Annotated in this window: 20 protein-coding genes; 13 read left to right on the forward strand and 7 right to left on the reverse strand. The window is 65.1% G+C overall.

Annotated elements, in window-relative coordinates; all coding sequences use genetic code 11:
* The first annotated feature begins 14 nt into the window (after positions 1-14).
* The 5 genes from imuA' (at position 15) to QM590_RS14915 (ending at position 3,894) form a co-directional block, all read left to right on the forward strand.
* Positions 15-863 (forward strand): DnaE2-dependent mutagenesis accessory factor ImuA', encoded by an 849-nt coding sequence (gene imuA', locus QM590_RS14895; protein ID WP_269595502.1) that lies wholly within the window; start codon positions 15-17, stop codon positions 861-863.
* Positions 860-1,192 (forward strand): hypothetical protein, encoded by a 333-nt coding sequence (locus tag QM590_RS14900; protein ID WP_269595503.1) that lies wholly within the window; start codon positions 860-862, stop codon positions 1,190-1,192. Before imuA' ends, QM590_RS14900 begins: the two co-directional genes overlap by 4 nt.
* 60 nt (positions 1,193-1,252) lie before the next feature.
* Positions 1,253-1,639, forward strand: a complete 387-nt coding sequence (locus QM590_RS14905; protein ID WP_269595504.1) for a hypothetical protein — start codon at positions 1,253-1,255, stop codon at positions 1,637-1,639.
* 132 nt (positions 1,640-1,771) lie between these two features.
* Complete coding sequence (locus tag QM590_RS14910) at positions 1,772-2,167, forward strand: hypothetical protein (RefSeq protein WP_269595505.1); 396 nt, start codon at positions 1,772-1,774, stop codon at positions 2,165-2,167.
* 89 nt (positions 2,168-2,256) lie between these two features.
* On the forward strand, positions 2,257-3,894 hold the full coding sequence (locus QM590_RS14915) for a ParB/RepB/Spo0J family partition protein (RefSeq protein WP_269595506.1): 1,638 nt from the start codon (positions 2,257-2,259) through the stop codon (positions 3,892-3,894).
* Between the two features lie 84 nt (positions 3,895-3,978).
* On the opposite strand, the gene QM590_RS14920 is transcribed toward QM590_RS14915, so the two are convergent.
* Positions 3,979-4,926 carry a DUF2971 domain-containing protein gene (locus QM590_RS14920; RefSeq protein WP_269595507.1) on the reverse strand — a complete coding sequence of 316 codons (948 nt, stop codon included), beginning with the start codon at positions 4,924-4,926 and terminating at the stop codon, positions 3,979-3,981.
* Complete coding sequence (locus tag QM590_RS14925) at positions 4,923-5,165, reverse strand: helix-turn-helix transcriptional regulator (protein ID WP_269595508.1); 243 nt, start codon at positions 5,163-5,165, stop codon at positions 4,923-4,925. Before QM590_RS14925 ends, QM590_RS14920 begins: the two co-directional genes overlap by 4 nt.
* Before the next feature lie 239 nt (positions 5,166-5,404).
* Here QM590_RS14925 and QM590_RS14930 point away from each other — a divergent pair, with 239 nt between their 5' ends.
* From QM590_RS14930 to QM590_RS14960, 7 genes are all read left to right on the forward strand, one after another.
* On the forward strand, positions 5,405-5,644 hold the full coding sequence (locus tag QM590_RS14930) for a hypothetical protein (protein WP_269595509.1): 240 nt from the start codon (positions 5,405-5,407) through the stop codon (positions 5,642-5,644).
* A gap of 122 nt (positions 5,645-5,766) precedes the next feature.
* Positions 5,767-5,982, forward strand: coding sequence for a hypothetical protein (locus QM590_RS14935; RefSeq protein ID WP_283279199.1), 216 nt, complete (start codon positions 5,767-5,769; stop codon positions 5,980-5,982).
* Positions 5,982-6,638 carry a DUF6349 family protein gene (locus tag QM590_RS14940; protein WP_269595511.1) on the forward strand — a complete coding sequence of 219 codons (657 nt, stop codon included), beginning with the start codon at positions 5,982-5,984 and terminating at the stop codon, positions 6,636-6,638. Before QM590_RS14935 ends, QM590_RS14940 begins: the two co-directional genes overlap by 1 nt.
* 35 nt (positions 6,639-6,673) lie before the next feature.
* Entirely contained in the window at positions 6,674-7,600 is a 927-nt protein-coding gene (locus tag QM590_RS14945; protein ID WP_269595512.1) for a hypothetical protein, read from the forward strand.
* Positions 7,601-7,736: 136 nt separating this feature from the next.
* The gene (locus QM590_RS14950) at positions 7,737-8,069 is read left to right on the forward strand and encodes a hypothetical protein (protein WP_269595513.1); all 333 of its coding nucleotides are present in this window, start codon (positions 7,737-7,739) and stop codon (positions 8,067-8,069) included.
* On the forward strand, positions 8,066-8,446 hold the full coding sequence (locus QM590_RS14955) for a hypothetical protein (protein WP_269595514.1): 381 nt from the start codon (positions 8,066-8,068) through the stop codon (positions 8,444-8,446). The genes QM590_RS14950 and QM590_RS14955 overlap by 4 nt, the downstream gene beginning before the upstream one ends.
* A 446-nt stretch (positions 8,447-8,892) precedes the next feature.
* Positions 8,893-9,489, forward strand: coding sequence for a DnaB-like helicase N-terminal domain-containing protein (locus QM590_RS14960; protein ID WP_269595515.1), 597 nt, complete (start codon positions 8,893-8,895; stop codon positions 9,487-9,489).
* Positions 9,490-9,723: 234 nt separating this feature from the next.
* Here QM590_RS14960 and QM590_RS14965 read toward each other — a convergent pair whose 3' ends face one another.
* From QM590_RS14965 to QM590_RS14975, 3 genes are all read right to left on the reverse strand, one after another.
* A complete protein-coding gene (locus tag QM590_RS14965; RefSeq protein ID WP_269595516.1) occupies positions 9,724-9,939 on the reverse strand; it encodes a hypothetical protein in 216 nt (71 codons plus the stop codon).
* Positions 9,940-10,038: 99 nt separating this feature from the next.
* Positions 10,039-10,980, reverse strand: a complete 942-nt coding sequence (locus QM590_RS14970) for a hypothetical protein (protein ID WP_269595517.1) — start codon at positions 10,978-10,980, stop codon at positions 10,039-10,041.
* Between the two features lie 105 nt (positions 10,981-11,085).
* Entirely contained in the window at positions 11,086-11,511 is a 426-nt protein-coding gene (locus QM590_RS14975) for a hypothetical protein (protein ID WP_027494197.1), read from the reverse strand.
* A gap of 672 nt (positions 11,512-12,183) precedes the next feature.
* On the opposite strand from QM590_RS14975, the gene QM590_RS14980 reads away from it, so the two are divergent.
* Positions 12,184-12,627 (forward strand): hypothetical protein, encoded by a 444-nt coding sequence (locus QM590_RS14980; RefSeq protein ID WP_269595518.1) that lies wholly within the window; start codon positions 12,184-12,186, stop codon positions 12,625-12,627.
* 76 nt (positions 12,628-12,703) lie between these two features.
* On the opposite strand, the gene QM590_RS14985 is transcribed toward QM590_RS14980, so the two are convergent.
* Positions 12,704-13,036, reverse strand: coding sequence for a hypothetical protein (locus QM590_RS14985; protein WP_027494195.1), 333 nt, complete (start codon positions 13,034-13,036; stop codon positions 12,704-12,706).
* Between the two features lie 114 nt (positions 13,037-13,150).
* Positions 13,151-13,705, reverse strand: a complete 555-nt coding sequence (locus tag QM590_RS14990; protein ID WP_269595519.1) for a hypothetical protein — start codon at positions 13,703-13,705, stop codon at positions 13,151-13,153.

Raw genomic sequence — 13,705 nt, forward strand, 5'->3', positions numbered from 1 at the left:
GAAAGGTCGCACTCATGGCCGGTACCGCCGACGCACTACCCGACCTCACCGGCCTGGGCAAAGCCGAGCAACTCGCCGCCCTCCGGCGCAGTATGGCCTCGATCCCCGGCCGCCGCGACCATGCACCGACCGAGCCCGTCGACGGCATGCCGTTCACCCCATCGCGGGCGCACGCCTCTGATGAATCCACCGCCGACGATCGAGCCCTGAGCGGGCCTGTGCGCTCACAAACCCTGCGCACCATCCCGACACCCGCGCCGCTGACCGAACTGCTCCCACGCGGTGCACTGGCCCGCGGAACGGCCCTGTCGATCACCGGAGCCGGATCGATTCTTGTCGGCCTCGTCGCCGCCGCCAGCGCGGCCGGCCACCACGTCGCCCTGATCGGACAACCGAAGTTCGGACTACTCGCAGTCCACGAGCAGGGCGGCGACCTCTCGAAAGTCCACCTGATCGACCCCGGACAAGCAGACCCTCTCGACGCCGCCAGTGTCTGCATCGAAGGCCTCGATCTGGTCGTCACGACCGTGCACGGTCGCGACGTGCCGCCCACCCGGGCGCGTGCCCTTTTGGCCCGAAACCGCACTCACGCAGGGGTACTCGCGATCACGGACGGGCACATGCCGGGCCTGGACCTGACCATTTCCTCTCGGCCCGTCGCATACGGCGGCATCGAGCAGGGGAGAGGCCGCATCCGCTCGATCACCATCGACACCACCGTGCACGGACGCGGCATCACCGAGCGCACAGGCCGCTACACCCTCACCGCGCCCACGTTCGGCGAGCACGAGCTGCGCTGGACCCCAGTCGCCGTCGATGCTGCCGCCAACCACCGACCGCACCGACTGGCGGTCGCGCAATGACCCCCGACCTGTACGAGAACTGGCCCGTCACGTTCGATCCGCCCACACGCCGCATCGTCGACCCAGCTCAGAGAGTGTTGGTCAACGTCGCGCTCACCGTCGCGGGGTCGTCCGGAGGATCCTTCCGAGACGGGGTGCCTCTCAAAGTCCGCTCGGAGGGGCTCGCGATGGACGTCAAGGCCCCCGGTCTGCTTCATGCGTGGGTGAAAACATCACGCGGACAGTGGCTGTGCTGTTTGAGCTTCGACATACCGATCGGAAACGGCAAGGGCTTCCTTCGCCTGGAACAGCAGTGGTGCCCCGCCGAAGCGGCAACCCCGGTCGCCTGATCGAAGCGCCTAACGTCAAGATGTCTTGACGAAACGGTAGCGTCAAGATATCTTGACGATATGGAATCCGAGAAGGCCCTCACTCCGACCGAGCTGACCGAGCTTTACGTCGAATACAAGGCTGCGCTGCTCGATGTCGAACTCGCGGAAACGTTGCGGGACAGTGGAAGCAAGGACGCTTCAACCTGGGAGTCGAACTCCGAGAAGCGGGTGGCCGACGCTGTCTCCGACGTCGACGCGCTCGAAATCAATGCCTACCTGGCCTCGACGATGATCGCTGACCGCTACGCCATCATCGGACGCCTCCGCAGCCAGGAGCGGCCGGTGCCGTGGTCGAAGATCGGCGAGATCCTCGGCATGAGCAAGCAAGCCGCACAGCAGTGGTACGACACCTACAACCTGCGACCCCGCATTGAAAACCCCACCCGCAAAGCGGGTCCGTCCTGAGCGCAGGCATGGTTCGCCCTGTGATGCGAAACGGGTCGGCGGCAATACGGACCTTGGTGTCGGGCGCTGAGTAGTTTCCACGAAAAGTGTTGCAGCACTTGACCTTACAGCGAAACGCTGTAAGGTTGGGGTATGGAAGAAACACGCAAGGATCTGACCGCGATCACCTCCGAGTTCGGAGACGAACGAGCCGACGGCCGGGTGGGGGTGACGATCCGCTGCGTCGACGGAGATATCGACTTCCTGTCGGCAACAAACGATTCCGATTCCGATTCCGATTCCTGGACCCGTGCCGCGTCGGTCGAATTGTTGACCGCGCACGGCTACGAGGTGATCGGGGACTGGTCCGACATCGGCACAGATGATCCCATCTGGGAGGCCACCGTGACTCGGACCGGGCCGCAGGCCGACGTCGCTACCGACATCTTCGGTGAATTCACCGCTGTCGAGTGCGACCCCGAGCAGGCGGTCGAGTGGCTGTTCGGCATCGAATGCGACGACGACTGCCCGGAGTGCAACCCAGCGTGACCGACCGGCCCGAATCGACGAGGCACCGGGCAGCTGCTATCTGCCCGGTGCCCCACCGCATCACATCACACCAGGGGAGAGAGAAACCAATGACCATCACCATGCCCGCACCGGCCTCCACCGGATACACCCTCGTCGACGCCGACCCGAACGAACTCGACATCACCGCCAACGTCCGCACAGGCGTCGACATCACCGCCGCACCCGAGTTCATCGCCTCCATCACCGAACTCGGCGTTCGCCAAGCCGTGCTTGCAGTGCGCCGCGCAGACGGGACCCTCGCCGTTCACGACGGGCAACGCCGCGTCCTCGCCGCCCGAGAAGCCGGCCTTACCTCCATCCCGGTCATGGTGCGCGATCAGACCGCCGACGAGCGGGCCGCAGGCATCGAGCGCATCACCGAGCAGATCAACCTCAACGATCAGCGCGAAGCCCTCACCAAGGGTCAACACGCCGCAGGCGTCGCCGAGCTGCTCGACCTGGGACTGAACGTGCAGAAGGTCGCGTCAGCGCTGCACGTCCCCAAGTCGTACGTCGAGCAGGCCGGTCGCGCGGGACGATCCGAGCGTGCCCGCCAGCACCTCGACGACCGTCAGCTCACCCTCGAAGGGGCCGCGATTCTGGCAGATCTCGAAGATGCGGCCCGCGCAGAACCATGGATCACCGATGCGATCGAGAAGATCTTCGAGAACAGATTCGGCTTCGAGTACCGCTTGGGCACCCTCCAGCGGAAACTCGACGAACGAGCCGACGCCCGAGTCGCCGCCGCCGACCACATCGCACGCGGATTCACCCTGCTTCACGACGAACCGTCCACCAGCGAAGGAGAGTGGTTCTCCCTCGCAGACCTCCGTACCGCCGACGGCAGCGTGGTCCCGGCCGACGCACCCGAGCAGGCACCGCACCTGTGGCATATTCACGTCTACGAGACCGGTGCCATCTGGGTCGACAAAGCGACCCGCGACGAAGTAGCCGAAGACGACATCGACTTCGACACCGAGGGCGACGACGACGCCGAAGCCTACGAGGAGTTGCGGCACGCCAACACGGTCGAAAAAGTGCCCGCCTGGAGCCACGAGTTCTTCCTGCACCGTGACAACCGCGCTGCGGCCGGCCTCGAACTCGCACCCGAACGAATCGCCGCACTCGGCGGCGCATCCGATGACGATGCTCAGGACGGGCTGACCCCGCCCCAACGCAAGGCAGCGCGCGCCGAAGCCGAACGCATCGAGAAAGAGCGGGCCGAACGCCGAAAGGTCAAGGCACTCAACCGTGCCGGAGCGACCGCGACCGAAGCCCGTCGAGCGTTCCTCACCGGTCTGCTCTCACGCAAGGACGTCCCGAAGAACGCCACCAAGTGGATGGTGAGGGTCCTGGCCACCCACGGTGATGTGTTCACCGAATCCAAATGCGGGGAGCGCTATGCCGACATCATGGGCTCCCCCCTACGCGAGGTACCGCAGAAAGCCGACAGTGCCACCGTTGCGCGCGCCGAGGTGCTGCTCCTGGCTCGTGTGCTCACCGCGTTCGAGGCCCGACTCACCGGGCCCCAGGACGCCAAGGACTACTGGCGGTTCTCCGCCAAGCACTACCGAGGCATGGTCGGCATCGACAGCTACCTGACCTTCCTCGCCGACAGCGGACACGCCCTGACCCCTGTCGAGCAGGCCGCGATCGGCAACATCACCGTCGACGACGCCTACGCCGCCGTTGACGACGACGCTTGACCGAAACCCCCATGGGCCCCGACCATCACCCGATGGCCGGGGCCCCTCGCGTTCGTCAAGATATGTTGACGAATAGTAGGTGTGTCAGCGGAACGGCGTGTCCGAGCAGTGCACGTTGTAGGAGGCGGCGATGTACCCGTAGCGGTGCAGCATCGATTGGGCGGCAATGTAATTTTCGTACTGATGCGGACCGGGGCCGACGTACAGGCCGATGACGGCGTCTCGCGTCAATTCCGTCACGTTGCGGTACGGCACCAGGCCTGTTGCGCCGGGACGAAACTCGGGCACGTCGAAAAATCCGGGCTGAACGAACCGCCATTCCCGTTCCTCGCTAAACCCCTTGTGTTTGACGCTCGCTGCAACGAATGCCAGAGATTGAACTGCCCTGTGGAGGTTGTGGTCGGTCGGCTTCTTTGTGAACTTCGGGTCCATCGTTTCGGCGATGAACCAATCGACTGCACTGATCAGCGGTTGTTCGAGAGCGTCCGAGAGATACTGCACCTGATGCAATCCGAGCCCGGCCCGATGAACATTGGAGCCGTCCGATCGGGGAAATCTCGCGGGGTCGAACCCGATCGCGAAACCTCCTGTGCCCTGACCGTATCCGCGCCACTGGCTCAACATGTCGGGGTCTTCCGAGAACGAGACAGTGCAGCAGTGGAGGTAGTGGGGGTACTCGCGCTCGATGATCGATTGGATCGTCTCGCACACCGCCCGCATGAATGTGTCCGCTGCAGGATTGCTCTGGAACAGCCCACGCCCGCCCCAGAGGCGGAGATGTTCGAGTACGAGAGCGAGTCCGTGGGTCAGTTCACGGCGGTCGTTCAGGAACTGTGCGGCTGTCGCCCGCAGGACCGGCTTGTACGAGCCGGACCCCACGACGTTCGGATCTGGCTTCTCTCCGACGTTGGTGAGGATTCCCAGCAGTCCGGCGGCGTCGGTGTAGTGCCACAGTTGGTCGGGTAGCGACACCGACTGTTCCGGCGGCGTTGCTGCCGAGGCTGCATCAACGTCCTTCTTCGGTGACGTCACCCGCGCAGGTCTGTTCGCGCGCCGCTGCCGGGCCGGTCGGTGATCCATTGCTCGATCGCCTTCTGCGAGTACAGCGGGGCATTGGAGATCCGACGTATCGGCTTCGGGGCCTGCCCTCGTGCGACGTAGGACCGCCACGTCGACGACGTGATCGCTTTGCCGGTCTTGTGTTCGATCAGCGTCAGGACCTCGGCGAGGGACAGTTCGTCGGCATCCATCACTGCCTCGCGGATGCGCATAGTGGTGCGGTACTCGACATGCCTGCACCTTACAGCGATTCGCTGTAGAAACTTCGTCGAACCCCTTGCAACCTTACAGCGGAACGCTGTAGGGTTGGGTTATGAACTCGACGCACACCGAATCGCACCAATGCGATTGGCGGTCAACGTTGTTCGATGACTGCGCTCTGCCGGGTTGTGGCGCTCCAGTCGCTACGCCGGGGGATGTGTGCCAGTCCTGCCGCGCGGCGTTCGGGGACATGCTGACCGTGCGAGCCGACGGTCCTGACCTCGACCCGGAGCAGGTCCGCGCCGAACTCGCTGCCCGTGACGCGAGCACCCGCGAACAGTACCGAGCGCAGGCCGCCACCGTGGCTGCCGCGCAGCAGGTTTCGCCCCGAAAGCGCAACCAGATCTGCTGGCTCTGCGACGAGCGGCGAACCTGCACCTCTCCCGGTGGGCGCTGGGAATGCGCCGACTGCCAGGCCCTGCCGGTCTGAGTAGTAGCACGAGCCCGCGCCTCTCTCCCTCATCTTTTCTCCGCCCGACCTGGGGAGCACCCATGACCGCCACTCTCGCCGCACCCACCACTACCGCGCGTCGTCGCCTCAAAGGAGTTGGAATGAAACTGATTTCGCTCGACACCCAGTTCGACGGAACGATTGTCGACATTCTCGGCTACCGCACCGCGCCCGCAGGCCGCGTCGAGGTCACCGTCATCCTCGACGCACCCGGCGCCTGGTACAGCCGCACCCACCCCGTCGTCGTCGACGCCAGCGACGTACGACTCTCCCTCGCCGTGCAGTCCATCACCCGCCCCGAGCTGGGCGTGCGGTGATGACCGAGACCTCAGGCCAGATCGACATCTTCGAGGTGCTCGCCGCCGCCGAAGCCGATGAACAGGAGCTGCACGTCCAGCGATACGGCATCCCGATCCTGTTCGCCAGCCCCACCCGAGGGGTGGCAGCTCGCATCGCCGAATTCGAGACCTGGGCGACCACCTGGGGACGGCACGGCTCAACCGCCGCCTCGCACGCGTTCCGCCCGGGAATCTGCGACCCGTCCACACCCACTGACACCTGCCAACCCACCCGTATTTCAGCGGACCTCGACTGCTGCTGCCCGGACACGAGCAGGGACACCCCCTGCCAGTGCGTCGGCGGCGACCTCTACCGCGGCGCGTGCACCGGCTGCCCGTGGGAAGGGGACAACCGCGCCGACGAGGACGCCGCAGTCTGCGACGCCCTCGATCACGCCCACCCCGGCTGGCTCGACGACCTCCCGATCGTGACCCCCGAACGACGTCCGTCCCAGAAGGACCAGGTGTGGACAGCGAAGGTCACCGACATCGTCGGGGAACGCCCCACCGGATGGCCCGTCATCACCCGACGCGGCGACACCATCGCACTGCGCTCGGTCCCGCACCGCTCACCCTGGGGTGGCTACGACGTCGCCGCCGCCACCGCCGAAGCCCACCTCGCCCGCCGCCCCTGATCTTGCTGCCCACCCGAGCCGGAGGCCCATCACCGATGAACAACCCGATACCCCAACCGACGCCCACCTCCACCGATCTCGCAGTGTTCCTGTCGTACGTCCTGTGGGGATGCACAGCCGTCGGGATCGCGGGCATGATTTACGGCGCAGCCACGCTCTACCGGTCTCGCATGTCAGGTAACGAGGCCCGGACCGCCCCGCAGATATGCGCAGGAGGGCTGTTCATCGCCATCGCCGCCACCGCAGTCCGAGCGCTCCTCCTGCCGGTGTCTACCGGCGAGGCGACGGACCTACCTGCCGCCGCCCCGGCACCGTCGGCCATGGTCGACGCCGCACCCGACGCTCCAACGGACTGGACGCCGCTGGTCTGGATCTTCGTCGCAGTGGTGCTCGCCCTCGCACTGGCCACGTACCTGATTACCCGCACTCGTAGTCACCTCGTCGACCGCCGCAACGCGAAGAAGGCACTCGAGGCCGACTACGCCTCCGCTCACGCCGTCTACGGCGAGGTCGCGGACGCCTACGCCGCCTACCTGGCCGATCCCTACTCCATCTTCATCAGGCCCCTACTCGACGACCTCACCGAGCCCCGCACCGCAGCCTTCATCGACGCCTTCGCGACCATGAACGATGTCCGGCCCGAACAGTGCCCCGACACCCACGAACGCGTGCAGGCCTTCGCCACAGCCGCGCAGAAGGCACGCACGGCCTGGCGCAGCGCCGACGGCTACGCCCGCACCATGGGCTTGCGCGTGACCAGCGTCGAGGACCAACGAACCGTGCGCCGGATCCGCAGCGCCCTCGGTATCGCCCTCGACGCCTCGGCCACCGGGCAGGAACGACAAACAGCGCTACGCACCGTCGGGGAACTCGCGGCCGGGATCGTCACCATCCCCGACCGCATCTACGCCAGCGCCAAGATCGCGATAGAGACCACCACACGCAAACAACTCACCAGCTGACCCCACCACGACCCCGGAGGTGCCGACACACAGCAGTGTGTCGGCACCACCTGGCAATATGACGCACCAACGACACAACAACGGACACAACCGTCGACTACGGCTGAACCCCACAGCTCGAAAACGGAGACACCCCATGAATCTCGTCAACCCCACAGCACTGACCGTGTTCGTGGTAGCCGTCACCGGGGCCTACGCCCTCGGTATCCTCTACATACGCAGACCGTCCCGAACCGCACTGCACAGCAACGCACTTGCCCTCATCAGCCTCGCCGTAGTCGCCGCCACTGTCTTCGCCCTTACCTATCCAGACCTCGCTTGGGGATGGAAAGCCGCCCTTATTGCAGGCTTCATCTTGTTCGGCTACCAGTGCGCACGGATGTTCAACAGCACCCGTGAGGAGTACGAGGCCAGCCAGCAGCGCAGCTTCGTCCAGGCCACCGTCGAAGAGGACAGGACCAACCGATGAACCCGTTCACCACCTTCCGTGACCACGCCAAGATCCGCCAGGAATTCCTGTTCGACGACAGCATAGAAAACGCGGAACGCTACTTCGAGTCTGCGGAGGCAGTGGACCGGCTTCGATACGGCCTCAACCGAATTGCCGCTGTCGTGGTGGGCATCCTCGCGGTGTCCGCTGTCGCATACAACATCAAGATGGGATCCGACGGCAACGACATCAGCCTCATCGAGTACGGGTTTCCCGTGCTGGCAGTGGCGTTGGTGTTCGCTCTTGTCCGTCTCGGCAACGAGCTGGGCTCGAAAGGTACGAAAGAGATCGTCGCCACCGCGAACAGGGCAAAGTTCATCGGCGACCAACGCCGCAACAGCGCGTCCGACCACTGAACCCTCACGCATCCGACGGGTCGCTGCCGGTCACCGGTGACCGACTCACCGCCTCTCACACGAACCTCCTGCCACTTCCGAACGCCGCCGTCGAGCACCCACGCTCCGGCGGCGTTCTGCTTTCGAACTGCCGCCCATGAGGAGAAACCTCAATCAGTTTTCTGCCGCGCTCGTAAATAGGGATCGGGTAGTACTGGTATCCCTCGACTTGATATCGATAATCCCTTTACCGTGACCGTGCGTTTTCGCCTCTCTTGCTGATGTAACTGTCAGTGGCGCAATGCATTAAGAGATTATCGGCTACATTTATCTATCGCGAGTTCGCGTGTATTGATATATAATTGAGCTATCGAGACAATAACTCGAAAAGCGATCGATTCCGATCTCCGCATGACTCGAATCGCCTCTGTCCCTGCTCGAACCCGCCCGCGAAACGAGCCCATTCGATGACGCCCCTGAGCGCAGTTCCCCCACCCGCCGACGAGCCCACGCGTATCCCCGCACGGGCACTGGCGTCCGTGGACGACGACGCCGCCGTCGACGACTGGAGCGCAGCCCACCAACCCTCGACCGACCCCGAGGCCCTGCTGCTGTCGGCATTGATGTGGAGCAACCATCCTGGTGGTCCGACCGCTGAGACCCAACGCATCGTCGCCGCTGTCACGGCCGCCGACTTCGACACCGCCGCCTACGCCCGCCTGTACGAGGCTATCGCCGCGCTCGTCGAGGCCGGCGAACAGCACGACCCGGCCAGCGTCACCCATGCCCTCGCCCGCGCCGGATCCGGCGGACCCGTGGGGGACTCGCTCCGCCATCGCCTCACCGGCGCGGCCACCGCCGGGGGACACGCCGCCGCTGCTGCCCACTACGCCGACATGGTGCTCGCCCAGGCCTACCGGCGCAGCTACCGAACCGTCGGCGACGCCATCGCCCAAGCAGCCGACGAGCTACCCGAGGAATACCTGTTCGACCACATGGTCGAGCACGGTCGCGCTCAACGAGCACTGTGGAACCGGCTCAACGCATTTCGCGGTGCGCGATGACCACCCCCAGCGTATCGGCGCAGGTGTTGCCGGTAGACCGTTCGTCAACATATCTTGACGTTCTGGCATCGTCAACACATCTTGACGTGTCGGTCCTCTATAGCGCAGCCTGAGATTCAGGACGGCGTCGGCGAAGACCCCGCTCAACGGAGAAGGCACCCGCACACGGCTGTGCAGGTGCCTTCTTGTCGTTCCAATGGTTCGGGTGGCCACGTCGGGCCGTGCGGTGAGGTGCTACTGATCACGCACGTCGACGCTGACGTCCCAGTCGATCTCGTAGTCCACGAAATGTGGAGCGTCGTCCATGCCGCTGCTCTCGAACGCCGGGTACGCGCCCTTCTGTTGATCGGTTTGCAGCACCGCGATGTGGATCCGGTCGGCCGAGATGTGTATCTGTCGGAGCTCGCCGGTCATCTCACTGCCGCTCCACCGCAGGGGAACGAACGTCACCTGGCAGCCGATGTCCCCGCCGTGCAGCCGATGAGCAGGCTTGCTCTCGATCTGTGGTTCGGTTCGCAGCCTGTGCCGCCCATGACCCATGCCCGATGCTCAGCCGAGTCCGTGATCGACCACGCGCGATGTGGCTGCGGTATGCGCCGCGGGCGGTGGTGTGTGCAGCGTGGACGAGGCAGCTCGCGCCGATCCCGTCGAGCGGGTAGGCGGGGGAGTGACCAACCCGCGCGGACGCGTCGACGCACGCTCGACATCGACCGAGCCGGACGGGGCTGTCGCGGAGATCGGCGCAGTCGCAGAGGTGTCGGCCTGTGCGGCCGGCCTCGTGCGTGCTTGCAGCTCCTCGAGGTCGGCGGCGAGTGCGGTGATGTGTTCGGCGTCGGCGACCGGGTCGAGTACGGAGATGTTCGCCCGCAGGTTCTGCAGCTGTGTGAGGCGGTCGACGGCGATGCGGTCGGTGTCCGAGACGTCCGCGTCGTGGGTGACCCGCAGCACGGTGTCGTTGCGCATCGGTTCGATGGTGCCGCCGAGATCGGCGGCGAGCTGCTCGGCCACACGGTGTGCGTCGTCGGGGACGTATGCGCCGACGTCGGTGCGTGAGTTGGGGATCGGGCCCGGGCGCGTGGAGTACACCTGCACGTCGAGAACCGCGACAGCGTCGGGACCCTGGACCGCCGAATCGGGAAGCGGAGGTGACGATTCGACGACGGCGGCTACTGCTGCGGTGACGTTGCGGGGTGCAGGGATCACGGTGCGCAGGACACCGTTCTTGTAGGCCGGGAGCGCGGTCAGGTCGGCCGCGAGCTCGCCGGGGCTGCCGATGAACTCGACATCACGGCGCGAGGTTCCCTCGGCGACCGAGTCGATGACGACCGAGACGGTGTCGAGCTCGTAGGTGTCCGCCACTGCCGCTGCTTGGGTGAGCGCGAACTGGCCAGCGGAGCGGGAGGTGTAGAACGATCCGCGAGCGAGCACGAAACCGGGGTCGCCGTACTCGTTGATATTGGCTACTTCGACGTTGAATTCGGGCTGAGGCATGTCGATGGTCCTTCGGAAGGTGTGGGTGTGCACCGCCGCGCGGGCGGATGCTGGAGGGAAGAGCAGGGAAGGCGCGAGCGTGGCCGGGCCGCGGTGAAGCGTCGGTCAGGACACGGGCGGTGACGGCGGCGGCGAGGACTGCGTATCGGCTGGTGCGCTGACGGACTGCGAGTGCTCGACGGGGGAGTGTTCGGCACCGATGCGGCGACGCGGCGTACTGCGACCGGACGCGCGCCTGGAAGTCTTGGAGGACTTTTTGCCGACCGGTGCCGGTGCGGGCAGCGGCAGGGCGGTGAGTTCGGCGGCTGTCCAGCCGGCCTCGATCGCTTCTTTGTAGGCGGCGGCGTGTTCGGCGTTCGCACGTTCGGCCGCGCGGGTCGCTTCGGCGACCTTCTCGCGTGCATCGGCGGCGGCTTGGGCGGCGTCGAAGAGCGACTCGATGTATTTGGTGCGGTTCTCGATCGCGGCGCGGGCGTGGGCCAGTGCGGTGTCTTTGTCGACAGCAGGAGAGACAGAAGAGGTGATGGACATCAGATGTGAGGGCCTTCCAGATTCGGTGCGCGGATACTCCCCACCGGACAGGCACCGATCGTTCACACGCTGCACGGCGGTGAACGCGGTGCAGGGGTGGATCGGTACGGGTGGGGCGCGCTCGAACGTGACCCTCATCGACGCTCGAACACTGCAAAGTGTAGATCATTCGGCTGTCCGCTGGCCGCCCAGCCGAACACACTCGTCGATTTGATCGAACGCTTCTACTGGCGCGGGACAAGCAGCAAACCAAGCCATGTAACGCTCGATGCTTTTACAAAGAAAAAGTGTCGATGGCGCTCGCCCGAAGCGCATCAGACGCTAGGAGACGCTATGTCATCGCCGCATTCTCGAATCGCTACGTCAGCCGTGTTGTTCTGCGCCGCGCTTGTGGCTTTGGCGGGATGCTCGTCAGGTGACGCAGCGGACAGTGCGTCGCCTACCAGTGCGTCCAGCTCGGTGACGACTGAGTCTGCTGCCACGAAGCCCAACCGGCAATCCGCGACGACGACTACGACCCCTTACTCAGTTCCCCGGACTTCAGATCGCAGCGAGGCCATCGCCGCGGAGGTCGTCGAGAGCGGGTGGTCACTGAACGAGAGCGGCACCCAAGTTTCCTACGGCGTCCGTGTCCGTAATACCGGCCCAGCAGCCTCGTTCCCGTCCGTTACTGTGACGGCGCTCGACGCGGATGGTGTTCCCCTCGAGACCAAGCAGAGCGAGCTCGGAAGTTACGTTGCCGCCGGCGCTGATTCCTACATCGGAGGAACCCTCATAAATTCAGCCGACATTGCTGATCTCCAGATCACGACCGATCCAGGGCAGAGCCTCAATCGCTCTCAACAACCCGTCGTGGTCACCGGCGAAGCGACGATCAGTGGCTCCGGGTACTCACCTCGCATCGTCTTGACAGCCCAGTCGAATAGCTCGGAACCTGTCGATTCACCCGCCAGGATTGACATGGTCTTCCGGGACGACAGTGGCGCGATCGTTGGCGGCACCTGGGCGTATACGCAGAGCGCGATTCCCGTTGGCGGCACCTTGAAGGAAGCGCCCTTCATCTCGGGATTTGCGCCCTCCGATTCGACCTCGGTCGAGGTCACCATCTCTGAGTGACGGCCTGGACGTGGGGAGTTCGCGTAGCGCGGAAGTTTGAGGCACCTGCAGCGGCTCGGGCCGACGCGGCGTGCGGTCAGTAGTAATCGTTGCCGTATGGGTCGCGGTGGTACCCGCGACGGGGGCGGTCGGCGACACCGCTGGCACCGCCGAGCGCGAACAGGGGAAGCATGAAGACCAGGACAGCGATGAGCCCGATCATCGCTGCCATGAACACCGAGAACACAACGGCGATACCGATGAGGAACGCGATACCGAACACGATGCGCAGGATGTTGGCGATGAAGCCCTTCCATCCGGGGTCGGTCTCGCCGAGGTACGGCACATACCAGATCAGGAAGCCGGCACCGGCGACAGCGAGCAGAGGGAGCGGGCCGACGTCGTCGGTGAAGAGCGAGGAGAGCGTCATCGCAATAAGTCCTTTCGTGTGAGGACTGCGGACACCCGAATCGGTGTGCGGCCCTGGGCCTGATGAAGGTCTGTCTACTGCACGGCACCGACACAGTCGGTGATGCGCAGTCGATCAGAACAAGGTCGGTGGTGCTTGCGCGTCGAAGCTGTATCCGGCGAGTGCGGCGCGGAGTCGGTCCGCGTCGTAGCCGTCGCGGAGTGCGTCGCGGATCGCAACGGCGCGCCCGTATCGTCCTCGCGGATCTCCGCCTGCGGGCGTCGGTCCGATGTGGCGTCCTGTTGCAACGGCGTGTGCAAGGTTCGTCGATTGGGTGCCGCGCTTGAGGTGCCCGTCATCGACTCGCACACACAGGGTTTCGTCGCAGTCGTGTTCGCCGACGATCCCGTCCCCGAGGTTGCCGTGCGCGAGCAGCAGCGCGAACCGGTGTGCCGACAGCGTTCGCGGTGTGTCGCCGTCGGTAAAGGTGAAGCGCCCGTACCCGTCCGGAAAGCTGACGGCCGATCGCCATAGCCAGCACGTCGGAGTGATGACCACTTTCGTCCAGAACCGTGCCACGGTCTTGGCGGTCAACGGTCCCTGCAACGGACGCCACGACCGACGAACCGACATTTCCGGTTCGACGACGGTGTCCCCGCCGAACAGTGCCAGTTGCGTCGTCGCGGTCAC

Source organism: Rhodococcus sp. IEGM 1372 (assembly GCF_030056835.1).
Taxonomy (GTDB): Bacteria; Actinomycetota; Actinomycetes; order Mycobacteriales; family Mycobacteriaceae; genus Rhodococcoides.